The following is a 24,312-nucleotide window of genomic DNA, read 5'->3' as shown; positions in this document are numbered from 1 at the left end:
AAGGATTGAGACAAGTGGAGAGAACATGCGCAAGACAGTGGCGTTCATCGGCGCCGCAATACTGACAGCGACCGTCACGGCCTGTGGCGGCGGCACCCAGGCAGCCGGCGGCGACAAGACCCTGACCCTCGCCGAATCGGTCACAGCCACACCGTGGGATCTGGCCAAGGCGAGCATGGGACCCGAGTCCCAGTACTACCAGCCGGTGTACGACACTCTGATCCGGCTGAACACCGAGGGGGAGCCCACCCCCAACCTGGCCACCTCCTGGTCGTACGACAAGCCGCAGACCACGCTGACGCTGAAGCTGCGCCAAGGGGTCAAGTTCACCGACGGCACCGCGCTCGACGCCGACGCGGTCAAGCAGAGCCTGCTGCACACCAAGAGCGGCACGGCCAGCGCCGCCGGCGAGATCCAGGACATCACCGGAGTCGACGTCGTCGACAGCCACACCGTCGCCATCAAGCTGAGCCACCCCACGGCGGCCCTGCTGCCCGCGCTCGGCCAGGTCTCCGGGATGATCGCCAGCCCCAAGGCGCTGGAGAACCCCAAGACCCCGGTGGGCTCGGGACCGTACAAGCTGGACACGGCCGCGACCACCGCCGGTCAGACGTACACCTACACGCGCAACCCCGGCTACTGGAATGCCAAGGCCTTCCCCTACGACAAGGTCGTCATCAAGTACCTGGCCGATCCCTCCGCGCGCACCAACGCCCTGCTGTCCGGCCAGCTCGACGGCGCCACGCTCAACCTCAACCGGGTCAAGACCGTCAAGGGCCGCGGTCTGAACGTCGTCACCTACCAGCCCGGCGACGTGGAAGGCCTCTACATCTGGGACCGTGGCGGCAAGAAGGTGCCCGCCCTGGGCAAGCTGAAGGTCCGTCAGGCGCTCAACTACGCCTTCGACCGGCAGGCCATCATCAAGTCGGCCAAGACCGGTCTCGGCACGCCGACCACCCAGCTGTTCGCCAAGGGCGAGGACGGCTACAAGGCCTCGCTGGACGACACGTACTCCTACGACCCGGCGAAGGCCAGGAAGCTCCTGGCGGAGGCCGGCTATCCGAACGGCTTCGCCGTCACCATCCCAGACCTGTCCGCGATGTTCCCGCAGGAACAGGCCGCGCTCACCCAGTCCCTCAAGGACATCGGCATCAAGGTCAAGCTGGACACCTTGCCGGGAGACCAGGTCTTCAGCGCCATGCTGTCCGGCAAGTACGCCATGTCGTACTTCAAGCTGGGTGCGCCCACCGCCTGGGACAAGGTCCAGCTGGAGCTGACGAAGAAGTCGACCTGGAACCCCTTCAAGTACGACGACCGCAAGGCCGACGACCTCATCACCCGCATCGGCAAGGCGACCGGCGACCGGCGTGAGGAGCTCTTCGAGGAACTCAACACCTACGTCGTCGACCAGGCATGGAACGTGCCCTGGAGCGTCATCGCCAACGCCTACGCGACCGCGAAGGACGTCAAGGTGACGCCGCAGCCCGGCTCCCAGTACCCGCCGATCTACAACTACGCGCCGGCGAACTAGCCGCCCGTCCCCTCCGGCACACGGAAGGAGGAACCGACCGTGCTCGTCTTCCTGTTCCGGCGCATCGCCGCCGGCGCCATTCTGGTGGTCGTCGTGGCCACCGCGACATTCCTGCTGCTCAGCCTCACGGGCTCCGATGTCGCCCGCAACGTCCTGGGCGAGACGGCCTCGCGGTCCGCCGTGGCCGCGAAGAGCCACGAACTCGGACTGGACCAGCCATTGGTGGAGCGCTACTGGCACTGGGCCGAGCAGGCCTTGCGGGGAAACCTGGGCAGTTCGTGGTTCACCGGCGACTCGGTGAACCAGTCCCTGACGGACACCCTGCCGGTCACCCTCTCCGTGGTGCTCGCCGGCATGCTCATCGCGGCGGTGCTCAGCGTGGCGCTGGGCACCGCGGCGGCCCTGCGCGGCGGCTGGGTGGACCGCCTCGTACAGTTCGCCGCCGTGCTCGGCACCGCGGTCCCCAGCTTCCTGATCGCCCTGGTCCTCGCCGTCACCCTGGCCGTCCAGCTGGGGTGGCTGCCGGCGACCGGCTACGTCCCCCTCGCCACCTCACCCGGCGGCTGGCTGCGCTCCATCACCCTGCCCGCCCTGTCCCTGGCCGTCGCCGCGACCGCGGCCACAGCGATGCAGGTGCGTGGCGCCCTGATCGACGTCCTGCGTGCCGACTTCGTCCGCACTCTGCGCAGCCGTGGCCTGACCACCCGCAGCGTCGTGTTCCGGCACGCGCTGCGCAACGCGGCCCCGCCCGCTCTGACCGTGCTCGCCCTGCAGTTCATCGGCCTGATCGGCGGCGCCGTCGTCGTGGAGAAGGTGTTCGGCCTGCCCGGAATCGGCACCCTCGCCCAGTCCGCCGCCGTACGCGGTGACGCACCCGTGCTGCTCGGCACGGTCGTCGTCACCGTCGTGATCGTCGTGGCCGTGAACCTGCTGCTGGACATCGCGTACGGCTGGCTCAACCCCAAGGTGCGTGTCTCATGACCGATGTGGCCCAGGCACCGGCCGCCCCCGGCCGCGACCGCCTCCTGCGCCGGACGCTGCGCGACCCGCTCGCCGTCGTCTGCCTCGCCGTTCTCGCCCTGGTGATCGCCGCGAGCCTCGCGGCACCGCTCCTCACCGACTACGCCCCCGACCACAGCGTCCTGGCGGACACGCTGGCTCCCATGTCCGGCGCGCACCCTCTCGGTGGCGACGGCGTCGGCCGGGACGTCATGTCCCGGCTGCTGTACGGCGGCCGTACCAGTCTGGTGGGCGGCACCCTCGCCGTCCTCGTCGCCTTCGCGGTGGGCGGACCGCTCGGTCTGATCAGCGGCTTCTACCGCGGCTGGTTCGACGCGCTGGCCGGCTGGGCCGTCAACGTCATCATGGCCGTGCCCGCGATCATCGTGATGCTCGTGGTCATGGCGGCCGTCTCGCAGGACCTCAACATCGCCATGATCGTCCTCGGCGTGATCATGGCCCCGATGGTCTTCCGTCTCATCCGCGCATCGGTGCTCGCGGTCCGCGAGGAGCTCTACGTCGACGCCGCGCGCGTCTCGGGACTCGGTGACGCGCGCATCATGCGCCGGCACGTCCTGCCGGTGGTGATCGCGCCCTCCGTCATCCAGGCCACCCAGGTGTTCGCCGTGGCGATCGGTATCCAGGCCGGCCTCGCCTTCCTCGGCCTCGGCAAGGCGTCCCAGGCCAGCTGGGGTGCGATGCTGGGCGACGCCTTCACCAACGTCTACACCGCGCCCGTGCTGCTGGTCTGGCCGGGCGCGGCGATGGGGCTGACCATCCTCGCCTCCAGCATGCTGGGCAACGCGGTCAGGGACGCACTGGGCACGACACAGCCACGGGTGACCAAGCGCCCCCGGCCCGTCGTGCGGACCGCGGCCGGCTCGGCGGTCGCGCCGGCCGAGGACCGTCTGCTGACGGTGGAGGGCCTGCGGGTCGCCTACGGCGAGAAGACGGTCGTCGACGGCGTGAGCATCACCGTCGAACGCGGCGAAGTACTGGGCCTGGTGGGCGAGTCCGGCTCCGGCAAGAGCCAGACGGCATTCTCCGTCCTCGGGCTGCTGCCGTACGAGGCGGAGGTGAAGGCCGATCAACTCGCCTTTGAGGGCAAGGCGTTGCTGAGCCTGAGCCTTGACCAGCTCAACGCGCTGCGCGGACGCGGCATCGGCTACATCCCCCAGGAGCCCATGTCCAACCTGGACCCCTGTTTCCGGATCGGCTTCCAGCTGGTGGAGCCCATGCGCAAGCACCTGGGACTGTCCCGGGCCGATGCCCGCACCAAGGCGCTGGAGCTTCTCGCCCGGGTCGGAATCCCGGACCCGGAGCGGGTGTTCCGGTCGTACCCGCACCAGATCTCCGGCGGTATGGCCCAGCGTGTCCTCATCGCCGGAGCCGTCTCCTGCGACCCCCGGCTGCTGATCGCCGACGAACCGACCACGGCGCTCGACGTCACCGTCCAGGCCGAGGTGCTCGACCTGATGCGCTCGCTCCAGCAGGAGCGGCACATGGGCATGATCCTCGTCACCCACGACTTCGGTGTCGTGGCCGATATCTGCGACCGGGTCGCGGTGATGCAGAAGGGCCGCATCGTGGAGAGCGCGCCCGCCGGGCAGATCTTCGCGGCGCCCGGGCACGACTACACACGCATGCTGCTCGACTCGACCCTCGAAGGCGGACCCGCCCGCGGTGAACTGCTCCGTCCCGGCACGCCCCTCAAGGAGGTGACGTCATGACCTCACCACTCCTCACCTCACCACTCCTCGAACTCGACGACGTCGTCGTGGAGTACCCCGCCAAGGGCCGCGGCAGGAAGCCCTTCCGGGTCCTGCACGGCGTCTCCCTGTCCGTCGCTCCCGGCGAGACGGTCGGCCTGGTCGGCGAGTCCGGCTCCGGCAAGACGACCCTGGGCAGGGCGGTCCTCGGACTCGCCCCTGTCACCGGCGGTGAGATCCGCTACGAGGGCAGGCCCGTCTCCCGGCTCGCCAAGCGGGAACGGCGGGCGCTCAGCAAGGACATCCAGGTCGTCTTCCAGGACCCCTTCACCTCGCTGAACCCGGCGATGACGGTCATGGACATCCTCACCGAGCCCCTGCTCGTGACCGGTGTCGCGCGCGCCGAGGCGGAACGCCGGGTGCAGAAGCTGCTGGACCACGTGTACCTCCCGCAGGACGCGGCCCACCGGCTGCCCCGCGAGTTCTCCGGAGGCCAGCGTCAGCGGATCGCCATCGCGCGCGCCCTGTGCCGCGAACCCAAGCTGATCGTGTGTGACGAACCGGTCAGTGCCCTCGACCTGACGACCCAGGCCCGGGTGCTCGACCTCTTCATCGAGATCCAGGAGGCGACCGGAGTGGCGTACCTCTTCGTCACCCACGACCTGTCCGTGGTCCGGCACATCAGCCACCGGGTGGCCGTGCTGTACCGCGGTGACATCGTGGAGACGGGCGACGCCGCCCAGGTCACCGAGCGCCCGGAAAACCCCTACACCAAACGGCTGTTGCTCGCCGCCCCGGTGCCGGATCCGGAGCGTCAGGCACAACGCCGCGCGGAGCGGCTGAAGGCGACGGCGTCATGACGGACGTGACGGACACCCTGACCCGCTACCTCGCCCTGTGCGACGTCCCCGCGCGCACCACGGGCGACCTCGCGGACCTCTTCACCGAGCACGCCGTCTGGGAAGGCGGCGGCAGCGCGTACGCCGAGAAGTTCGGGCGCACCGAGGGCCGCGAGGCGATCGTCGCGATGCTGTCGGCGTATCTGCCGCCCAGCCCCCACTTCCGTACGAACGTGCACCTGCTCTTCCCCGGAACCGTCGACACCGACGGCCGGACGGCGCGGGGCAGTTGGCCGATGCAGCAGCTCTCACGCTACGAGTCGGGCGACACAGAGGTCATGGTCGCGCGGCTCGACGTGACGTTCCGGCTGGACCCGGACCGCGCCCGTATCTCCGCCTTCCGTACCGAGCGTCTGTTCAGTGCACCGTTGATGGGGCAGCGATGAACGACCGCACGATGCTCCTGACCTGTTACGCCGACACCCACCGCTACGGCTGGCACCACGTGGACCTGTTCACCCACGACAGCACGGGCCGCGAGGTCAACTGGGTCCACTGGACCGTCGACGACGACGGCCCCGACGGCGCCGACGAGGCAACCGCCCGCGTCGAACCCACCCTGCGCCGCACCAGCGCATGGCGGCACGGGATCAGCGCCGACGGCAGCGAGTACTGGACCGCGCAGGCGTCCTGGGGCGACTGAGATGTGCCTCGTCTACATCCTGGACGACGACGAGGAACTGAGCGAGTCGCTCGCCTGGCTCCTGGAGTCGGTCGGCATCCTCTCCGAGCGCTACCGGGACGCCCGGACCTTCCTGCGGTCCTACGACCGCGACCGTCCGGCCTGCCTGGTCCTGGACGTCCGTATGCCCGAGCTCAGCGGCTTCGGCGTCCAGGAGGTGCTGAATGAGACGGGGGCGGCCATGCCGGTCGTCTTCGTCTCCGCGCACGGCGACATACGGATGTCCGTGCGCGCGATGCAGAGGGGCGCCGTCGACTTCCTGGAGAAGCCGTACGACCCCCAGCACATGCTCGACGTCGTGCAGAGCGCCCAGCGCACGGCCCGCGAACGCTTCGCGCGTGAGGCACAACAGGCTGGTCTGCGGGCGAAGCTGGACGCCCTGACCGCACGGGAGAAGGAAGTCCTGGACCTGTCCGTCGAGGGCGCTTCCAACAAGCAGATCGCGGGACGGTTGGGAATCAGCGCCAAGACCGTCGACGTGCACCGGGCCCACATCCGCGAGAAGACCGGAGCCGAGTCCATCGCCGCCCTGGTCCGGGACGTCCTCAGGCTGGACGCCACGGGACGAGGAGCATGCCCGTGAACGACATCGATCCGGTCGACTTCCGCGAACTGACCGACGCCCTGAAGTACTGCGTACTGCTCCACGACGCCCGGACCTTCGAGATCCTCTGGGCCAACCGGGCGGCATGCCGACTGCTCGGCTGGACGGTCGACGAACTGAAACCGCTCAAGGCCCCGGACATGAGCAAGAACGCCCGCCAGTACAGCCGGGAACTGGGTCACCGCTGGCTGCGCCACGCCGTCGAGCACGGCATCAGCGCCACCGAGTGGTGCTACCGCGCCAAGGGCGGAGAGGAGACACTCACCGAGGCGATCGCGATCCGCGTCGAACTCGCCGCGCGGACCGTGGTCATGGTCCAGTTCCGGGACATCGCCGAGGAGAAGGCGGTGCGGCGGGACCTGTTCCGCACCGAGAACAGACTGCGCGCCTTCCTCAGCGGCCTGGCCGAGGGCATCGTCGTCCTCGACGAGGAGCACCGAGTGCTCTTCGCCAGCGAGTCGGCCGGCAGGCTGCTCGGCGAGGGACTTCAGGGAGCGGACTTCGCCGCCTACTGCTGCGACGGGTCCGTACCCGAGCGCGAGGGCCGCTACCGTTTCGCCGCACCCGGCCGCGAGCCGCGCTGGTATGCCGCGACCTGCCAGCACATCGAGATCGAGAGCGACCTGCGCGGCCGGATGGTCCTCTTCTACAACATCACCGACCGGGTCCGCGCAGAGGAACAGCACCGACGCGACACCCAGCACCTCGACCACCTCGCCCGCTACAACGCCATGGGTGACATGGCGATGGCGATCGCGCACGAGGTGAGCCAGCCGCTGGCGGCCGCGTACAACTTCGTCGAAGGCGCCCGCGGCCGGCTCGGTCAGGCCGCCGGTGACGAGTCCGTGGCCTGGGGACTGGACAACGCCGTACGGCAGATCGAGCGGGCCCGGAGCATCCTGCGCAGTCTGCGCGGATACGTCGGCCGTCTGGAACAGTCCGCCCAGCTCACGGACCTCAACACGATCGTTCGTGACTGCGCGTACTTCATCGAACTGCGTGCCCAGGAGCACGATGTGGACGTCGACCTCGACCTCACCACCGAACCACTGCCCGTCCTGTGCGAGAACGTGCTCATCGGGCAGGTCGTCATGAACCTCGCCTTCAACGCGGTCGACGAGATGGCCCGGTGCCCACGGCCGGAGCGCCGGGTGGAGGTCGTCACCCGACGCGGCGCGGACGGCGGCGCGGAACTCGCCGTCCGGGACCGAGGACCCGGCCCACCCCCCGACGAGCGGGTCTTCGACGGCGTCTTCACCTCGAAGGCGAACGGAAGCGGTATCGGCCTCGCCCTAAGCCACCGCATCGTCACCCGCCACGGCGGACATCTGGACGTGCACGCGAACGAGCCGCGCGGCGCCGTCTTCCGGTTCACGCTGCCGACGGCTCGACACCCCAAGGACCCGGAGCGAACGGAACTGCCATGACCACCCGATACCAGAACGCGGTCCTCGTCGACGGCACCGGAGCGCCCCCCGTGGCCGACGCGGTCCTCGTCGTCGACGACGACGGACTCATCATCCATGCGGGCCCTGCGGCCACCGCACCGCCCCCGCCGCCCGGCACGACGACGGTGGATCTGGGCGGCCGCACTGTGCTGCCCGGCTTCTTCGACTGCCACGTGCACCTGTGCATGACCCCGGAACGGGGGCTGATCGCCGGACTGACCGCCGACCCGACCGTGGAGACGTTCGAGGTCGCCGAGAGGCTGCGCGCCACCCTGCACGCCGGTGTGACGACCGTGCGCGACCTGGGAGGCGTTCCGGCCGGGTACCGGACCGCCCTCGAACGCGGCCTGATCGAGGGCCCCCGCCTGCAAGTAGCCGTGAAGGTGATCAGCCACACCGGCGGACACGCCGACTGCTCGCTGCCCGGGGGAGTCGACGCCGCCCCGCACCTCGGTGAGATCGCCGACACGGCCGACGAGGCCCGGATCGCGGCCCGGCGCATGCTGCGCGCCGGAGCCGACGTCGTCAAGGTGTGCGCCACCGGAGGCATGGGCAGCCCGCACGACGACCCCGACGACGAAGGGCTGACGTGCGAGGAACTGCGTGCCGTGGTCGACGAGGCGGCACGCCACCGGGCGAAACCGGTGGCGGTTCACGCCCAGGGCGCCGTCGGCATCCGCAACGCTGTTCAGGCCGGTGTCACCAGCGTGGAGCACGGCTACGGCATGACCGACGAACTGTGCGATCTCGCCCTGGCCCAGGGCACGTTCCTCGTTCCCACCCTGTCCACGGTGTTCGCTCCCCTCGACCCGGCGAAGATGCCCGAGTACCACTACCGCAAGAAGACCCGGTGGTCCGGGATCAGCAAGGAGAACATCGCGCACGCCATCGCCCGAGGCGTCCCCATCGCCCTCGGCACGGACGCCGGTGTCGTCCCGCACGCCCGTAATCTGCTGGAGTTGTCGTATCTGGTGGAACTGGGCATGGACCCGCTGGACGCGATCAAGGCGGGCACGCTGAACGCCGCACGCCTGCTGCGTCTCGACGACCGGCTCGGCTCTCTGGAAGCAGGGAAAACGGCCGATTTCGTGGTCGTCGACGGAGATCCACTGCACGACATCGCACTACTCGGCCGACCGGAGAACATTCTGCTGGTCGCACAGTGGGGAAACGTGCGGAAGAACCTTCTGTGACGACGTGACCTAGGGGAATCCCCCTACGGAATGCGGTGAACTTCCAATGGTGGCGCCCTGGTTGCCGCGCATACCGTGAGGGCATGGCGCGGAGGAGAACCGCCCGGCAGCGCGAGGAGATCACCTCATGACGCAGTTTGAACGAATGCTGGAAGTGGTCGCGGAGCGGCGGGCCGAATTCGAGGAGAAAAGGCACGTACCGTCGGACGTGATCGGTGAGTTCAAGCGTGCCGGAATCTACCGGGCGGGCGTTCCACGGCGTTTCGGTGGCCACGCCCTGGCACCCGCCGAATTCCTGCGCCTCGTCGAGCGGATATCAGTGGTCGACGGTTCGGCCGGCTGGGTCGCGAGCTTCGGCTCGTCCGCCATCTACCTGGCCGCGCTTCCCCTGCAGACGCAGGCCGAGCTGTACGCGAACGGGCCCGATGTGGCCTTCGCCGGCGGCCTCTTCCCGGTGCAGCCCGCGGAACGCGTCGACGGCGGCTACCGGGTTTCGGGCCGCTGGAAGTTCGCGAGCGGCTGCAAGGGCGCGGACGTCCTCGGCGTCGGCATCAAGGCCGGCCAGGACCAGGCCGGCCGCCCTCTGACCGCCGTACTGCGGCCCGACCAGGTGGAGATCGCCGAGAACTGGGACGTCATCGGGATGCGCGGCACCGGCAGCCACGACCTGGTGGTCGACGACGCCCTCGTCCCCGAGGAGTGGACGTTCGTCCGCGGAGGCACGCCCACCGTGGACGAACCGCTCTACCGCTACCCGACCGTCCCCTACGCCGCCCAGGTCCTGGCCGTCGTCGGCCTCGGCGTGGCCCGCGCCGCGCTCGACCACGTCATCGCCCAGGGCGGCCGCTCCGGCTACACCGGCGCCCCGAAGCCCGCCGAGCGCGCCACCTACCGCATCGCGGTCGGACAGGCCGAGGCCCAACTCCGGTCCGCCCGCGCCTTCTTCTACGAGACCGCCGAAGAGGTCTGGGCGACCGTCGTGGCGGGAGACCCCGCCACGGCCGAGCAGGCCAGCCTGCTGCGCCTGTCCTCCGCGCACCTGGCCAAGACCTCCTTCGAGGTCGTACGGGCCGCCTACCAGCTCGGTGGCATCGCGGCCATCGCCGCCGGCAGCCCCTTGGAACGCCACCTCCGTGACGCCTCGGTCGTCCCGCAGCACGCCTTCCTCCAGGAGGGCATGTACGACGGCGCGGGCGCGGTCCTGATGGGCGTCCCGCCCTTCCCCGGCTACCTGTAGACACCCAGACATCCAAGGAACACCCCCATGACCGCTTCTCCCGGCGCACCCCTGCGAGTGCTCTTCTGTATCGGCGTCAACCAGAACTTCTTCGACCTGCCCACCGGAGGGGGCAAGACCGTCTGGGACGGGTTCACGAGCATGCTCACCCAGCTGTACGAGCTGCCCGGCGTCACCGTCCTCGGCACCGTCGACGACGACCAGCACATGGTCGGCCCGTCCGACTCCTGGCCGTGGACCTGCTACATCCTCGCCGATGTCGTCGACCAGCAGACCGTCGCCGATGCCTGCAACCTCTTCCGCACCGTCCAGGTCGGCGAGCACGGGCTGTGGCGCTACATGAAGATCGAGGCGCGCATCGGCCGCCCGCTCCCGGAGCCGGAGGTGACCCGATGACCCCCGACATGGCATCCCTGGTCGAGTCCGACCGCGTCGCCGGCTCCCTCTACACCGACCCGGCGCTCTTCGAGCAGGAGATGGACCGCATCTTCCACCGCACCTGGGTATGGGTGGCACACGAGAGCGAGATCGCCAAGGCCGGCGACTTCAAGACGGCCTGGGTGGGCCGCCGTCCCGTCATCGTCACCCGCGACCGGCGCGGCGGGATCAACGTCCTGCTCAACCGCTGCCGTCATCGCGGCGCCAGCGTCTGCGAGACCCCCAAGGGCAACGGCAACGGCTTCACCTGCCCCTACCACGCCTGGTCGTACGCCCTGGACGGCACGCTGCGCGGCATCCCGTACCCCGAGGGCTACGAGGACGTCGTGGAGAAGAAGGACCTCCCTCTGCTGAAGCTCAGGGCCGGCACCTACGCGGGCATGATCTTCGCCAGCTTCGACCCGGACATCGAGCCCCTGGAGGACTTCCTGGGCGGGGCCCGGCTGTGGATCGACCGCTTCATGAAGCAGGGCGCGGGCTATCCGATCAAGGTGCAGGGCGAGCACAGGTTCCGCTTCAACGGCAACTGGAAGATCCAGCTGGAGAACACCACCGACTGGTACCACTTCCCGATCGTGCACCGTTCCTGGATGTCGTCGGTCGACGCCGAGACCGCGAGCATGCTGTCGATCATGACGGACGAGACCGCGGTCACCCATGCCCTCGGCAACGGCCACAGCGTCTCCATCTCCGTCGCCGAACACGCCGACCTCGACGTCGACGACGGCACCGAGAAGCTGCAGGACCGCTTCGGCCACATCGCCGAGGAACTGTCCAAGGACATGCCCCCGGAGAAGGTGCGGCGCATCGTGCGCTCCCTGCACGGTGCCGGGTTCAACCTCAACCTGTTCCCGAACGTGGCGATGTCGATGGCGTTCTTCCGCGTCCTGCGCCCGCTGTCGGTCGGGGAGACGGAGATCCGTCACGTGGCGCTCGGCCTCGACGGCGGCCCGGAGATCGTCAACCGCGAACGGCTGCGCATCCACGAGCACTTCCAGGGCCCGTTCGGATTCGGAAGCCCCGACGACGCCGAGGCGTGGAACCGCGTCCAGCGGGGTGTGGCCGGCGGCGCCGAGATGCCGATCCTCGTCAACCGCGGCCTCGGCCGCGAGAAGCCCAACGACCTCGGACAGGCCACTTCGCACGCGACCGACGAGACCGGCATGCGGGAGGCGTACGCGATGTGGAAGAGGATGATGACCGATGCCGAGTGAAGCACTCAGCGATGCCGCCGTGGAGGCCGGACTTCCGTTCGACGACCCCCAGGCCCTGTCGGCCGTCTCCCTGATCTGGCGTGAGGCCCATCTGCTGGACGCCCGACGCTACGAGGAGTGGGACGCACTGTGGGCCGAGGGCGGCGAGTACGTCGTCCCCATCGACCGCGACGCGACCGACTTCGCCTCCCACCTCAACCTCGTCTACGACGACGACCGGATGCGCCGGATGCGTATCGAACGCCTCACCGGTGGACTGTCCATCTCCGCCGCCGCGGCGGCGCGGACGGTCCGCTCGGTCTCGCGCTTCGTCGTCACCGACCGCGAGGCCGACGCGATCGAGATCTGCTCGGCGCAGATCCTCGTCGCGTACAAGCGCGAGGAGACCTTCGTCCTCGCCGCCGACGTCACCCATCGGATCGAGTTCGGCGCGGACGGCCCGCGCATCTCGCGGAAGATCGTGCGCCTGGTCAACTCGGAGGACTCCGTCACGGCATCGGGGTTCCTGCTGTGAGCCCGAACGAGGAGGATCCCCGGCGCGTCGCCCTGGTGACGGGCGCCGCCCGCGGCCTGGGCGCCTGCATCGCCGGGCGGCTGTACGACCGGGGCTACCGCGTCGCGCTCACCGACCTGGACGAAGAGTCCGCGGCCAACGCGGCGACGGAACTCGACCCGGAGGGGCGCTACGCCGTCGGGCTCGCCCTGGATGTACGCGACAAGGACGCCTTCGTCACGGTCCGCGACCAGCTGACCGAACGCTGGGGCGCCGTGCACGTCCTGGTCAACAACGCCGGACAGTCGAAGGTCGAATCGCTGATGGAGATCGGGCCCGAGAGCTTCGAGGCCGTGGTGGCCACCAACCTCAACGGCACCTTCTTCGGCTGCCAGGTCTTCGGCGCCTACTTCGCCGAACGTGGCTACGGACGCATCGTCAACATCGCCTCCCTCGCGGGCCAGAACGGCGGTACGGCGACCGGCGCCCACTACGCGGCGGCAAAGGGCGGGGTCGCGACACTGACCAAGGTGTTCGCCCGCGAACTCGGCCCGCACGGGGTGACGGTCAACGCCATCTCCCCGGGGCCGCAGGACCTTCCGGTGGTCCGTGAGACCGTCGACCCCGAAAAGCTCGCCCGGATCGAGGCGACGATCCCGGTCGGCCGGCTCGGCCGACCCCGCTTCGTCGCCGACATGGCCGTCCTGCTCGCAGCCGAGCACGCGGACGCCGTCACGGGAGCCTGCTGGGACGCAAACGGCGGCCTGTACATGCGCTGACAGCGCCGTCAGCACCCCCCCATGACGCACCCCTCATGAAGAAGGCGAAGGCGGACGGATGTTCAACGTCACCGTCACCGAGACCGTCCAAGAGACCGACACCATCAGAGTTCTGCGGCTCGTCCGCTCCGACGGGGAAGCCCTCCCCACGTACCCTGCCGGCGCCCACGTCGACGTGACCGGCCCCACCGGGGTCACGCGCCCGTACTCCCTGTGCGGGCCTCCCGAGGACACCGGCGCGTACACCATCGCGGTCAAGCGCGAGGAGAACTCGCGGGGCGGCTCCCAGGCCCTGCACGACAAGGCCGCAGTGGGCACGGAGCTGACCATCGGCGCACCCCGCCGCCTGTTCGGCCTCGCTCCGGACGCGGCGCGTCACCATCTGGTGGCGGCCGGGATCGGTATCACTCCGCTGCTGGCGATGGCGTACGAACTGCACGCGCTAGACGCCGAGTTCCGGCTGCACTACGTGGCCCGAGACCGTGCCGGAGCCGCCTTCGCCGACCTGCTCGAACACAGCGCCTTCGCCGGCCGCGTCGACTTCCACTTCGGCCTCGGGCGCGAGGCGACGGCCAGGGCCCTGGCCGCCACACTGGCCACATCAGGGGAGGGGGCACACGTCTACACCTGCGGTCCCCAGGGCTTCATGGACCAGGTGACCACGCTCGCGGCCCGCACCGTGCCCGAGGACCGCGTCCACCGCGAGCTGTTCCAGGCCGGCGACCTGCCGGACGCCGGGGCCGCCACCGCCTTCGAGGTAGAGCTGGACACCGGCGAGGTGTACACGGTGCCGCCGGACAAGACCATCGCCGAGGTACTGGAAGCGGGTGGTGTCCCCCTCGACACCTCGTGCCGTGAGGGCATCTGCGGGACCTGTGTCCTGCGGGTCCTCGACGGCGAACCCGACCACCGCGACCACTGCCTGTCCGCCAAGGAGAAGGCAGCCGGAGACCAGATCGCCGCCTGTGTGTCACGGGCGAAGTCGCCGCGGCTGGTGGTCGAACTGTGGTGAGCGAGAACCGACCGAAGCAGGAGAGGAGCGGCACCGCCGTGACCCCCGACCAGCGTGAGTTCCGGGAAGCCATGGCGCATCTCCCGGCAGCCGTCAACATCCTGACCACGAACGGCCCGAGTGGCCGCTGCGGCATCACCCTCAGCGCCGTCTGCTCGGTCACCGACAACCCGCCGACCCTCCTCGTCTGCGTCAACCGCGCCAGCGCCATGCACGACGTCTTCCAGGCCAACGGACGCGTCTGCGTCAACGTCCTCGGTGGTGACCAGCAGGAACTGGCACTGCACTTCGCCGGGGCGACCAAGGTGCCCATGGCGGAGCGCTTCACCTGGGACGTCTGGGACAGCGGCCACGACGTGCCGGTCCTCAGGGACGCCCTGGTGAACGCAGTCGGTACCGTCAAACACACCGTGCCGATGGGCTCCCACAGCGTCCTCTTCGTCGACATCGAGCACATCCGCACCCGGTCGGGCGGACAGAGCCTCGTCTACTTCAACCGGGCGTTCCACCGCCTCGACGCCACACCCCTGGTCCCCGAAGGCGCACCGTCGTGACGGCCGACCGCACGGCCGCCGTCGAGGAAGCACTGCGCCGACTGCAGAGAACCGAACCCGATCTCCGTGCCTGGGTCCGGGTCGACGCCGACGGCGCCCGGACGCAGGCGCAGCGGGCACCGGCCGGACCGCTGATCGGTGTGCCGTTCGGCGTGAAGGACATCATCGACGTCGCCGGGCTGCCCACCGAGTGCGGCTCCCCGCTGCGTCGGCGCAGGATCGCCGTGGCCGACGCCTGGCTGGTCGGCCGGCTGCGCGCGGCCGGCGCGGTGCCCCTCGGCAAGACCGTCACCACGGAGTTCGCGTACTTCCAGCCCGGTCCCACCCGCAACCCGCACAACTTCGCCCACACACCGGGCGGTTCCTCCAGCGGCTCGGCCGCCGCGGTCGCGGCCGGAGTGGTGCCACTCGCGCTGGGCTCGCAGACCGCGGGCTCCCTGACCCGGCCCGCCTCCTTCTGCGGAACCGCCGGGTACGTGGCCCCGGTGGGCGCCTGGCCGACGGCGGGCTTCACCGGCCTCAGCCCCACCCTGGACGCGCCGGGACTGCTCACGACCGATGTCACCACTCTCGCCGCCGCAGTCGAAGCCGTCGACGACACCCGGATCGAGGAACCACCGTCCATGAGGGTGTTGTTGTGGACCGGCACGGAACTGGCCGACATCGACCCGGCGATGCTCGACGCGCTGGAGCGCACCGGCAACGCCCTGACCGGCACCGGCACGCAGACAGCTGACCTCGGGGAACGCGTCCGCCCCCAGGAACTCACCGAGACGCACGCCACGGTCATGGCCTACGAAGCTGCACGCGCACTCGCCGCCGAGGCGGCCCACCCCGAGTCACTGAGCGCACCCCTCAACGAACTCCTGGACCGGGGACGGAACACTCCCACAGCCGACTACGAGGCCGCACTCGCCGTCAGGGGCCGCGCCCGCGCCCGGATCCTCGAACTCCTCCATGACGAGGCCGACGTGATCCTCGGCCCGGCCGCTCCCGGCCCAGCCCCCCACGGACTGGGCGCCACGGGAACCCCGGCCCTCAGCCGCCCCTGGCAACTGCTCGGGCTGCCGGTGGTCACCGTCCCCGGCCACCGTGACCCGCACGGCATGCCCCTCGGTCTCCAACTCGTCGGCCACCCCGACCGCGTGGGCTGGCTGCTCGGCATCGCCCGGTGCACGGAGACCCTCGTCCAGGCCATCGGTGGGTGCCACTGATGAAGATCATCCGGGTTGAAGCCATCCCGTACGCCATCCCGTACACCAAGCCGCTGAGGTTCGCGAGCGGCGAGGTGCACACCGCCGAACACGTCCTGATCAGGGTGCACACCGACGAAGGGCTGGTGGGTGTGGCCGACGCACCTCCCCGACCCTTCACCTACGGGGAGACACAGGCATCCGTGACCGGCGTGATCGAGAGGATCTTCACCCCGCACCTGCTGGGCCTCGACGTGTTCTCCCGCGAGCGGATCCACGCCGTGTTGCACCGCACGGTCGGCAACCCGGCCGCGAAGTCGGCCCTCGACATGGCCCTGTGGGACCTCGCGGGCCAGTCCTGCGGACGATCCGTCACCGAACTGCTCGGCGGCTGGGCCGACCGGATGCGCGTCAGCCACATGCTCGGCTTCGACACGCCCCGGCGGGTTGTCGAGGAGGCCGAGCGCATCCGTGCCACGTACGGCATCAGCGTCTTCAAGGTGAAGGTCGGCCGCCGTCCGGTCCGCGCCGACCTCGACGTGTGCCGGGCGCTGCGGGAAACCCTGGGAGACGACGTCGAGTTGTACGTTGACGGCAACCGCGGCTGGACCGCATCGGAGTCCGCCGCCGCGCTGCGCGAACTTGACGACCTCGGTCTGACGCTCGCCGAGGAGCTGTGCCCCGCCGACGACGTGCTGGGCCGCCGCCGGCTCGTGCGGGACTGCCGCGTTCCGTTCGTCGCGGACGAGTCCGCCACCACATCCGCCGAGGTGACCCGCTCTCTGCTGGACGGTGACGCCACCACCATCAGCATCAAGACCGCCCGCACCGGTTTCACCGGCTCTCAGCACGTGCTGCACCTGTGCGAGGGGCTGGGCGCCGCAGTGGTGATGGGCAACCAGATCGACGGCCAGCTGGGCACGGTGTGCACGGTGACGTTCGGCGCCGCGCACGCCGCCTCCTCCCAGCGCGCCGGCGAACTGTCCAACTTCCTGGACATGAGCGACGACCTGCTCACCGAGCCACTCACGATCAGCGACGGAACTCTCGCCGTCCCCCACGGGCCCGGTCTGGGCGTCGTGATCGACGACGACAAACTCGTCCGCTACCGCCAGGACCGCTGACACCCACCCATCACAATTTCGAAGGAGCCGTACACCGATGTCCGACGCCACGCTCAAGGCCACGGCCGCCGCATCAGGCGCCTCCGCGACCGAACGCTTCCTCACCGACAAGACCGTCCAGACCGAAGCGGGCACCGATGCGGCCCGAGTCAACACCCTCGTCACGGAGGTCATCACCGCCGTACACGACGTGATCCGCCGCCATCAGGTGACCTACGACGAGTACAACGCCCTCAAGTCGTGGCTCATCGGGGTCGGACAGGACGGCGAATGGCCGTTGTTCCTGGACGTGTGGGTCGAGCACGTCGTCGAGGAGGTCGCGGCCACCGGCCGCGGCGGCAGCAAAGGCACCATCGAAGGCCCGTACTACGTACCGGGAGCTCCGGCGCTGCCCGCCACCTCGACCCTGCCCATGCGCGAGAACGAGGCAGGGACCCAGCTCCTCTTCCAGGGACAGGTGACCGGTGTGTCGGGCGAGCCGCTCGGCGGCGCTCTGCTGGAGATGTGGCAGGCCGACGACGACGGCCTGTACGCACAGTTCGCACCTGGAATCCCGGAGTGGAACCTGCGCGGCAGCGTCGTGGCCGACGCTGACGGCCGGTTCGCCGTGACCACCGTCCAGCCCGCCCCGTACCAGATCCCCACCGACGGCTCCTGCGGTCGGCTCATCGCCGCAGCGGGCTGGCACGCCTGGCGTCCCGCCCACCTGCACCTGAAGGTGTACGCGCCCGGCCACGAGCCGCTGACCACGCAGCTGTACTTCAAGGGCGGCGACCACATCCAGGACGACGTGGCCTCCGCGGTCAAACCCGAACTCGTCCTCGACCCGCGGCCCGCGCCGGGCGGAGGCAACGAGGTCGTGTACGACTTCGTCCTCGATCCGGCGTCCTGAGCCGGCGGCCGGAAGGGAGGCGAACCACCGTGCTTTTCGCCGTCCGTATGACCGTCAGCCTGCCGCCCGACATGGACCCCGATGCGCGCGTGTCGACGCTCGCTGCGGAGAAGGAGTACGCGCAGAAGCTGCAGCACACGGGAGAGTGGCTCCACCTGTGGCGGTGCGCCGGTCAGTACGCCAACCTCAGCATCTTTGACGTCATCGACAACGACCGCCTCAACGAACTCCTCTGGGGACTGCCGCTCTTCCCGTACATGGACATCACGGTCACGCCACTCGCCCGGCACCCGTCGGCTATCGGCTGACTCCAGCCTGCCTCACGCATGACCGCCGACCTGGTGCACGAAGGACACGCGCACCAGGTCCAGCCGTCACTGAGCAGAAAGGCAGGGAGAAGTCCGCGCAGGTCAGAGTGGTGTCACAGGCACGAACGAGCTGTCCTGCCGGAACAGATCGGTGCCGTCCGACGGGTCCAGCCGCAGCTGGTAGTTGTAGTGCCGCAGGTAGTAGCCCGGGTAGTTGTACGACTCGAAACGGACCGACCCCGATGCCGTGCCCGTGCGGGCGACGTACGTGGCGTCCTTGGCGAACACCGACGATCCGTCATTCGCGTCGAAGCGTGCCCGGAAGTCCCAGTGCCGCAGGTAGTTCCCGGCCGCATCGCGGAACGAGAAGCCGTTCGAGTCGGCGAGACCCGGTACCATCGTGAACGTCGACGCCTGCTTCTCCGCCGTGGTGCTGGAGGAGCTCACCACGGGGAGGTTCAGAAGAGACGACTGCTCCTGCCAGTAGCGGGTCGAGAAGTTGGCCGAGCGGATGGAACGGGTGACCCCCGTCGACAGGCTGGGGCCGCCGGACACCGTTTCCTTGATCACCGTGAAGTGACGGGCCGTGCCCGAGATCCCCGGCAGTTTCTTCGGTGCCGTCCACGTGGCGAACGTGTCGTAGCTGTCGCTGTAGTAGTAACTGCCGTCACCGTAGCCGTCGAAGAAGATCCGCCAGCCGCCGTTGTCGAGCTGGACCAGCGCCGGCCCCTCACGGGTGCCGCCCCAGCCCGCCCAGTCGCCCGTCCGCCGGATCGTGTACGGGCCGCCCAGGCTGGACGCGGTGGCGTACTCGATGTACTTCGTCGTCTCGTTCTTCGGGAACGCGTGGTACGTCGAGCCGACCCTGACGATGAACGTGTCGATGTGGTTGGCGCCGATCCCGGACAGGGCGACCGGCGAACTCCAGGCCGTGAGCGAGGAGTTGGTGGCACGCAGGCGGTACGGGGTGAAGATCCACTCGTCGTTCGTGGTCGAGCACGACACGATGACGTTCACACTGCCGTCGCTGTCGACGAACCACTCGGGTGCCCATGCCCGCGAGAGGTTCGTGATGGGGACCGTGTAGTCGTACAGGAACGTCCAGTTGACCCGGTTGGCGCTGCGCGCGAAGCCGATCGTCGTGCTGGTGTCCTGCCAGGTGTGCGTCGTGTAGGTGATGTAGTAGTAGCCGTCCGTGTGCTTGAAGACGCTGGCGTCGCGGATGCGGTTGCTGGGCGGCGTGTACGCGGAGGACTGGAGGAGCCGGAAGTCGGTGGCGTCGTCGGACTGGTAGACGTTCACGGTGCCGTCGTTGCTGTTCAGGAACGGCACGATCGTGTAGCGGGTGGCGGACCCGTTCGGTGGCGCGGCCGCGGCGGCGGTGCCCAGCAGACCCGGCAGCTCACCCAGGACGAGTGCCGAGGCGGGCAGCGCGGCCATGGCGCGCAGCAGGGTGCGGCGGGACGGTGTGAAGGGGCGGTCGCGTCTGTCGTGGTCGGAGGGTGTCATCTGCGGCTCTCCTCAGGACGGCTGGTGCTCGGCTCACTGGGTGTAGAAGGTGGCGTCGGCCCGGTCGGTCGCCGTGCTGAGAGCCTGGACGTTGAGCAGGTAGTCGTAGTGGCGGATGTAGCGGCCCGGGTAGTTGTACGACTCGTACGAGACCCCGGCGGAGTCCGCGAGACCGGCCCGCGCGGTGAAGGAGGCGTCACTGCGGAACTGGGCCGTGCCGTCGTTCTTCTCCACCCACACCTCGAAGTTCTTGTGCCGCAGGTAGTAGCCGGGGAAGTTGGCCGACTCCAGGGAGACGGTGCCGCTGCCGGCGAGACCGGTGACCACGCGGAACTGGGAGTCGGCCAGCGGGGCGACGTTCGCCTCTGTCTTGGCGCGGAACTCCCAGTGCCGGATGAACCGGTCGGGGAAGTTGTACGACGACAGCCGGATCGGGGTGAGGCCGTCGGCGACCGGGATGCCGAAGTCGGGCGTGCCGTCGGCCTTCCAGTACACCTTCTGGACGCGGGTGCGGCGGTTGGGGTCGTTGAGCGGGTCGCCGCTGATGTCCTTGTAGCTGCGGTCGTGGTACACGAGGATGTCCGACTTGCCGTCCTCGGAGACCGTGAACTGGTTGTGGCCGGGGCCGTACTGGCTGGTGGCGGCGTTGCTCGCGAAGACCGGGCTGGTCGACTTGGGCCATGACGAGGCGCTGAGCAGGTTGGCGGAGGCGGAGGCGGTCAGCAAGCCCATGCAGTAGTTGGCGTCGGTGGCGCTGGCGGAGAAGGTCATGAAGACCTTGCCGTTGCGCTGGATCACGGCAGGGCCCTCGTTGACCGTCTGGCCCCCGGCGGTCTCCCACGAGGCGGTCGGCCGGCTGATCATGACCGTGCTGCCGGTGATGGTCCAGGGGCTGGACATCTTCGCTATGTACAGGTTGGTGCCGCTGCCGACGGCCGGGTCGTTCTGCGCCCAGCACAGGTAGCGCGAACCGTTCACGACGAACGTTGTCGCGTCCAGGGAGAAGGTGTCGAGCGGAAGCGCGATACGGCCCTTCTCGGTCCAGGTGCCGGTGATCGGGTTCGCGGCGGTGCACTCCAGGACGTACGGCCGGATCTTCCAGACGTCGTTCGCGGCACCGGCGGCGAAGTAGACGTACCACTTGCCGTCGATGAAGTGGATCTCCGGGGCCCAGATGTGGGCGCCCATCTCACCGGTGGCGTGCTTGGTCCAGATGGTGGTCTCGGCGGCCGAGGAGAGCCCCTGGATGGTGGTGGCGCGGCGCAGCACTATCCGGTCGTACGCGGGCACCGTGGCCGTGAAGTAGTAGTAGCCGTCGGTGTGCTTCCAGATGTGCGGGTCGGCCCGCTGCTCGGCGATGGTGTTCGTGTACGTCACGCCGGGTGAGGCGGGGACGGCGGCGTGGGCGGTACCGGCACAGACACCGGTGACGGTGGTGGCGGCCGAGCCGGCGATCATGCCGAGGACCGTTCGACGGGTGAGCGCAGGTCTCACGGGCTTCTCCCTCTGGGGGTGGTGCTGGGGGGGGCAAGCAGGCAGAGCTGGGGGCGGAGATGGAAAGACAGTCAGCCAACTGACGATATTTCGAACGCGGTTCGTAAACTCGGCCAGAAGATAGATCCTGCGCATGACCACGTCAACGCTTCTGTCACACAGGTTTCACACAACGGCAAAGGGGCGCGCCGCCCGCGTTATCCGCAGGTGGTAGGCGCCTCCTGGTTGACTCGGCGAACGGATAATCGGTTGCCTGTTGGCGATGGTAGTGGATGCAATGTCCGGCATGGTCACCCAGGTGCGCCCGCCGCGGCGATCCGTCCAGATCGGCGCTCTCGTTCCGCTGAGTCGGCCCGGCTGGGTCGAGGCAGGCCAACACCTCCTCGCCGGCCTCGAGTTGGCCGTTCGCGAAGTCAATGACGGCGGCGGGGTCGTCGGACGACCAGTCGAGCTGGTGGTCCGGGACACCGCGGCCGATCCACAGAGGGCCGCGGCGGCCGTAGACGAACTGGCTCGCCTGGGCGTGGCCGCCTTGGCGGGGGAGTACCACAGCGTCGTCGCTCGCGCCGCTGCCGCCAGGGCCGACGCCCTCGGCCTGCCGTTCCTCTGCTCGTCAGCCGTTCTCGACGCGCTCACCGAACAGCCGACGGAGTGGGTCGCGCGACTCTCCCCGCCGCAGTCCCGTGGCTGGCAGGTCTACGCGGACTTCCTCCTCGGCGCGGGCCACAGTCGAATCGCCGTGGCGGCCCAGCCGAGTGTCTACTGGGCATCCGGGACCCGCATTCTGCGGGACCACCTCGCGCCACGCGGCGGCACCGTCGTCGAACTCGATATGAGCGCGCTCACCCCGGCGGCCGTGTGCGACGAACTCGTCGACCGTCGCGCGACAGCCCTCCTCCTTCTGGTCGGCCACCCGGAGCCGGCCGTGCCGATCGTCAGGTCCGTCCGCCGCGACCGACGCCTCGCCGAGATCATGATCGGTGCTCCGGCCGGACAACCGGAGTTCGCCGAATGGGCGATGCTGCTGGGCGGCGACGGAGCCGGGGTCCCGTTCCTGCGCTACCTGCCCGAGCGCCTCACCCCACTCGGTGCGCGAGTCGAGACGGCCCTCCGTGAGCGGCTCGACGGAGCGCCCTCCTTCGTCGCCTTCGAGGGCTACGACACGGTCGCCGTTCTCGCCGATGTGCTGCGTTCACACGGCGCGGACCGAGCGCGCACCGCCGAGTCCTGGCCGCGCGTTGAGGTCGAAGGCACCCGCGGCCAGATCCAGTTCTCCCGAACGCCAGGAATCAGCGTCTGGCAATGGGCTGGGCCACCCATTCAAGTCGTCGATCGAGACCATGCGAACCTCGATCGCTTTCGGGTCCTTCACGCCGGCTGAGGGGATGTCGAGCCTGCCGCTGACTGGCTGCCGTCTCCGTGGGTCAGTGACGCGAGGATCGACTCACGGCAGACGTCGAGGATTTCGTCCGCCAGTGAAGAGCCGTCCGGGCATGCCCGCGACAGCATGATGGCGCCGACCGAGTGGGCCAGTGCGTCGATGACCGTGGCGCGGGCCGTGCGCTGGTGCGTGTCCGGCGACGCGTCACCTTCGGCCTGAAGGGCCGCCGTCAGGCTCTCTATGCCGGCTGCGAACTCCGTCCTGATGTCCTCGGGTTGACGTGCCGCGTCGCCGCTGAGGGCCGCGATGGTGCAGCCCTCACCGCGCCCGTCGCGATGTTCCCGGGAGACGTAGGACTCGACGAACTCGGCGATGTCCAGAGTCTCCGTCAGTGACGCGGTCCGTGAAAGCCCGTTCGCGGATGCCTCGGCCATCAGGTCGGCCTTGGAGCGGAAGTGCTTGTAGAACCCGCCATGGGTGAATCCGGCCTCTGCCATCAGTTCCGCCACGCCGACACCGTCGTAGCCGCGCTCACGGAACAGCCTGGCGGCTGTCGTGACGATGTGCGCACGGTTCTGCTCCGCCTGTGCCTTGGTGACCCGCATGTCCAGCCAGCCCTTTCCACCGACGTCCGACCTGCCCACCATACATAGATGTCGACCGACATCAAAGTGGTTGACTTTTTAGATGATGACCGTAATCGTAAGGTCCATCGCTTACAGAAAGGGCCAAGCCGTGAGTGACACGCATGTGACCGCACCGACCCAGTACATCGAGGTCGACGGCGACCGGTTCGCCTACCGGCGCTGGGGGAAGCCCTCCGGCGTCCCGCTCTTCTTCGTCCAGCACTTCCGCGGGGGCATGGACAACTGGGACCCGCTGATCACCGACGGCCTGGCGGAGGGCCGTGAGGTCATCCTGTTCAACGGTCGTGGCCTCGCCTCGTCGTCCGGCACGCCACGCGACCGGATCGAGGACATGGCCGACGACATCGCCGCGGTCATCCGGGCGCTGGGGCTGGAGCAGATCGACCTGCTCGGCTTCTCGATCGGCGGTATCCAGGCCGAGGAGGTCGTGCTGCGCCACCCCGAACTGGTGCGCAAGCTACTGCTGATCGGCACCGGCCTGCGGGGCGGGGAAGTGGCCGTCGACCCCAAGGTGCCTGAGGTCGCGACGCATCCGGTCCCGGCCCTGGAGGACTTCCTCTACCTGTTCTTCGGCCGTTCGGAGGCCGCGCAGGAAGCGGGCAAGGCATTCTGGGAGCGGCGTCACCAGCGGGTCGACCAGGACCCGCCGAGCTCGCCCGAACTCATGATGGCGCAGGCGGAGGCGGTCGCGGTCTACTCGCCGCTGCGGCCGGGTGAGACGCCCTACGTCTACCTGAACGCGATCACTCAGCCGACGCTGGTCATCAACGGCGAGGACGACGTGATGATCCCCTCGATCAACTCCTGGCACCTCGCCCAGAACATTCCCGACGCCCAGCTGATCATCTACCCCGATGCCGGGCACGGAGCGCAGTTCCAGTACCCCGAGCGGTTCCTGAAGCACGCTGTTCAGTTCCTCGACGAGTAGCGTCGACGGCGCGGTGCCACTCCTGCGGGCCGTGACGGTTCGCC

Annotated in this window: 25 protein-coding genes; 22 read left to right on the top strand and 3 right to left on the bottom strand. The window is 69.2% G+C overall.

Going from position 1 to position 24,312, the window contains the following annotated elements:
- The first annotated feature begins 25 nt into the window (after window positions 1–25).
- From FNH08_RS07935 to catC, 20 genes are all read left to right on the top strand, one after another.
- Window positions 26–1,531, top strand: coding sequence for an ABC transporter substrate-binding protein (locus FNH08_RS07935; RefSeq protein WP_152770625.1), 1,506 nt, complete (start codon window positions 26–28; stop codon window positions 1,529–1,531).
- A gap of 39 nt (window positions 1,532–1,570) precedes the next feature.
- A complete protein-coding gene (locus FNH08_RS07930; RefSeq protein ID WP_322723987.1) occupies window positions 1,571–2,512 on the top strand; it encodes an ABC transporter permease in 942 nt (313 codons plus the stop codon).
- Window positions 2,509–4,260 carry a dipeptide/oligopeptide/nickel ABC transporter permease/ATP-binding protein gene (locus FNH08_RS07925; protein WP_152770623.1) on the top strand — a complete coding sequence of 584 codons (1,752 nt, stop codon included), beginning with the start codon at window positions 2,509–2,511 and terminating at the stop codon, window positions 4,258–4,260. Before FNH08_RS07930 ends, FNH08_RS07925 begins: the two co-directional genes overlap by 4 nt.
- Window positions 4,257–5,099 (top strand): ATP-binding cassette domain-containing protein, encoded by an 843-nt coding sequence (locus tag FNH08_RS07920; protein WP_152770621.1) that lies wholly within the window; start codon window positions 4,257–4,259, stop codon window positions 5,097–5,099. Before FNH08_RS07925 ends, FNH08_RS07920 begins: the two co-directional genes overlap by 4 nt.
- Window positions 5,096–5,524, top strand: coding sequence for a nuclear transport factor 2 family protein (locus tag FNH08_RS07915; protein WP_152770619.1), 429 nt, complete (start codon window positions 5,096–5,098; stop codon window positions 5,522–5,524). The genes FNH08_RS07920 and FNH08_RS07915 overlap by 4 nt, the downstream gene beginning before the upstream one ends.
- Window positions 5,521–5,781 (top strand): hypothetical protein, encoded by a 261-nt coding sequence (locus FNH08_RS07910; RefSeq protein WP_152770618.1) that lies wholly within the window; start codon window positions 5,521–5,523, stop codon window positions 5,779–5,781. Before FNH08_RS07915 ends, FNH08_RS07910 begins: the two co-directional genes overlap by 4 nt.
- A gap of 1 nt (window position 5,782) precedes the next feature.
- The gene (locus tag FNH08_RS07905; RefSeq protein ID WP_152770616.1) at window positions 5,783–6,403 is read left to right on the top strand and encodes a response regulator transcription factor; all 621 of its coding nucleotides are present in this window, start codon (window positions 5,783–5,785) and stop codon (window positions 6,401–6,403) included.
- A complete protein-coding gene (locus tag FNH08_RS07900) occupies window positions 6,400–7,851 on the top strand; it encodes an ATP-binding protein (protein ID WP_322723984.1) in 1,452 nt (483 codons plus the stop codon). Before FNH08_RS07905 ends, FNH08_RS07900 begins: the two co-directional genes overlap by 4 nt.
- The gene (locus FNH08_RS07895) at window positions 7,848–9,065 is read left to right on the top strand and encodes a metal-dependent hydrolase family protein (protein WP_152770613.1); all 1,218 of its coding nucleotides are present in this window, start codon (window positions 7,848–7,850) and stop codon (window positions 9,063–9,065) included. The genes FNH08_RS07900 and FNH08_RS07895 overlap by 4 nt, the downstream gene beginning before the upstream one ends.
- A gap of 127 nt (window positions 9,066–9,192) precedes the next feature.
- Window positions 9,193–10,302 carry an acyl-CoA dehydrogenase family protein gene (locus FNH08_RS07890; RefSeq protein ID WP_152770611.1) on the top strand — a complete coding sequence of 370 codons (1,110 nt, stop codon included), beginning with the start codon at window positions 9,193–9,195 and terminating at the stop codon, window positions 10,300–10,302.
- A 27-nt stretch (window positions 10,303–10,329) separates the two neighbouring features.
- On the top strand, window positions 10,330–10,698 hold the full coding sequence (locus FNH08_RS07885; protein WP_152770610.1) for a hypothetical protein: 369 nt from the start codon (window positions 10,330–10,332) through the stop codon (window positions 10,696–10,698).
- A complete protein-coding gene (locus tag FNH08_RS07880; RefSeq protein ID WP_152770608.1) occupies window positions 10,695–11,954 on the top strand; it encodes an aromatic ring-hydroxylating oxygenase subunit alpha in 1,260 nt (419 codons plus the stop codon). Before FNH08_RS07885 ends, FNH08_RS07880 begins: the two co-directional genes overlap by 4 nt.
- Window positions 11,944–12,468 (top strand): aromatic-ring-hydroxylating dioxygenase subunit beta, encoded by a 525-nt coding sequence (locus FNH08_RS07875; RefSeq protein ID WP_152770606.1) that lies wholly within the window; start codon window positions 11,944–11,946, stop codon window positions 12,466–12,468. Before FNH08_RS07880 ends, FNH08_RS07875 begins: the two co-directional genes overlap by 11 nt.
- Window positions 12,465–13,226, top strand: coding sequence for an SDR family NAD(P)-dependent oxidoreductase (locus FNH08_RS07870; RefSeq protein WP_322723981.1), 762 nt, complete (start codon window positions 12,465–12,467; stop codon window positions 13,224–13,226). Before FNH08_RS07875 ends, FNH08_RS07870 begins: the two co-directional genes overlap by 4 nt.
- Window positions 13,227–13,284: 58 nt before the next feature.
- Window positions 13,285–14,238, top strand: coding sequence for a PDR/VanB family oxidoreductase (locus tag FNH08_RS07865; RefSeq protein ID WP_152770605.1), 954 nt, complete (start codon window positions 13,285–13,287; stop codon window positions 14,236–14,238).
- Window positions 14,239–14,276: 38 nt separating this feature from the next.
- Window positions 14,277–14,792: a flavin reductase gene (locus FNH08_RS07860; RefSeq protein WP_322723979.1), complete on the top strand. Its 516-nt coding sequence runs from the start codon at window positions 14,277–14,279 to the stop codon at window positions 14,790–14,792.
- On the top strand, window positions 14,789–16,006 hold the full coding sequence (locus FNH08_RS07855) for an amidase (RefSeq protein ID WP_322723977.1): 1,218 nt from the start codon (window positions 14,789–14,791) through the stop codon (window positions 16,004–16,006). The genes FNH08_RS07860 and FNH08_RS07855 overlap by 4 nt, the downstream gene beginning before the upstream one ends.
- Window positions 16,006–17,109: a mandelate racemase/muconate lactonizing enzyme family protein gene (locus FNH08_RS07850; RefSeq protein ID WP_152770603.1), complete on the top strand. Its 1,104-nt coding sequence runs from the start codon at window positions 16,006–16,008 to the stop codon at window positions 17,107–17,109. Before FNH08_RS07855 ends, FNH08_RS07850 begins: the two co-directional genes overlap by 1 nt.
- 37 nt (window positions 17,110–17,146) lie before the next feature.
- Window positions 17,147–18,001 (top strand): catechol 1,2-dioxygenase, encoded by an 855-nt coding sequence (gene catA, locus FNH08_RS07845; RefSeq protein ID WP_152770601.1) that lies wholly within the window; start codon window positions 17,147–17,149, stop codon window positions 17,999–18,001.
- A 29-nt stretch (window positions 18,002–18,030) separates the two neighbouring features.
- A complete protein-coding gene (gene catC, locus FNH08_RS07840) occupies window positions 18,031–18,309 on the top strand; it encodes a muconolactone Delta-isomerase (RefSeq protein WP_322723975.1) in 279 nt (92 codons plus the stop codon).
- Between the two features lie 102 nt (window positions 18,310–18,411).
- Here the strand turns inward: catC and FNH08_RS07835 are convergent, their stop codons facing one another.
- Together FNH08_RS07835 and FNH08_RS07830 are read right to left on the bottom strand one after the other, a co-directional pair.
- Window positions 18,412–19,818 carry a glycoside hydrolase family 43 protein gene (locus tag FNH08_RS07835; RefSeq protein ID WP_152770599.1) on the bottom strand — a complete coding sequence of 469 codons (1,407 nt, stop codon included), beginning with the start codon at window positions 19,816–19,818 and terminating at the stop codon, window positions 18,412–18,414.
- 33 nt (window positions 19,819–19,851) lie between these two features.
- Window positions 19,852–21,276, bottom strand: a complete 1,425-nt coding sequence (locus FNH08_RS07830) for a family 43 glycosylhydrolase (RefSeq protein WP_152770650.1) — start codon at window positions 21,274–21,276, stop codon at window positions 19,852–19,854.
- A 322-nt stretch (window positions 21,277–21,598) separates the two neighbouring features.
- Here FNH08_RS07830 and FNH08_RS07825 point away from each other — a divergent pair, with 322 nt between their 5' ends.
- Window positions 21,599–22,693 (top strand): ABC transporter substrate-binding protein, encoded by a 1,095-nt coding sequence (locus FNH08_RS07825; protein WP_407704342.1) that lies wholly within the window; start codon window positions 21,599–21,601, stop codon window positions 22,691–22,693.
- Here the strand turns inward: FNH08_RS07825 and FNH08_RS07820 are convergent.
- Window positions 22,681–23,340 carry a TetR/AcrR family transcriptional regulator gene (locus FNH08_RS07820; protein ID WP_228033965.1) on the bottom strand — a complete coding sequence of 220 codons (660 nt, stop codon included), beginning with the start codon at window positions 23,338–23,340 and terminating at the stop codon, window positions 22,681–22,683. The genes FNH08_RS07825 and FNH08_RS07820 overlap by 13 nt on opposite strands.
- Before the next feature lie 88 nt (window positions 23,341–23,428).
- On the opposite strand from FNH08_RS07820, the gene FNH08_RS07815 reads away from it, so the two are divergent.
- Window positions 23,429–24,268, top strand: a complete 840-nt coding sequence (locus FNH08_RS07815; protein ID WP_322723974.1) for an alpha/beta fold hydrolase — start codon at window positions 23,429–23,431, stop codon at window positions 24,266–24,268.
- Window positions 24,269–24,312: the final 44 nt, after the last annotated feature.

The organism is Streptomyces spongiae, assembly GCF_009377185.1.
Taxonomy (GTDB): domain Bacteria; phylum Actinomycetota; class Actinomycetes; order Streptomycetales; family Streptomycetaceae; genus Streptomyces; species Streptomyces spongiae.
Note: the sequence above shows the minus strand (reverse complement) of the source record. Positions and strands in the feature narration are given on the sequence as shown.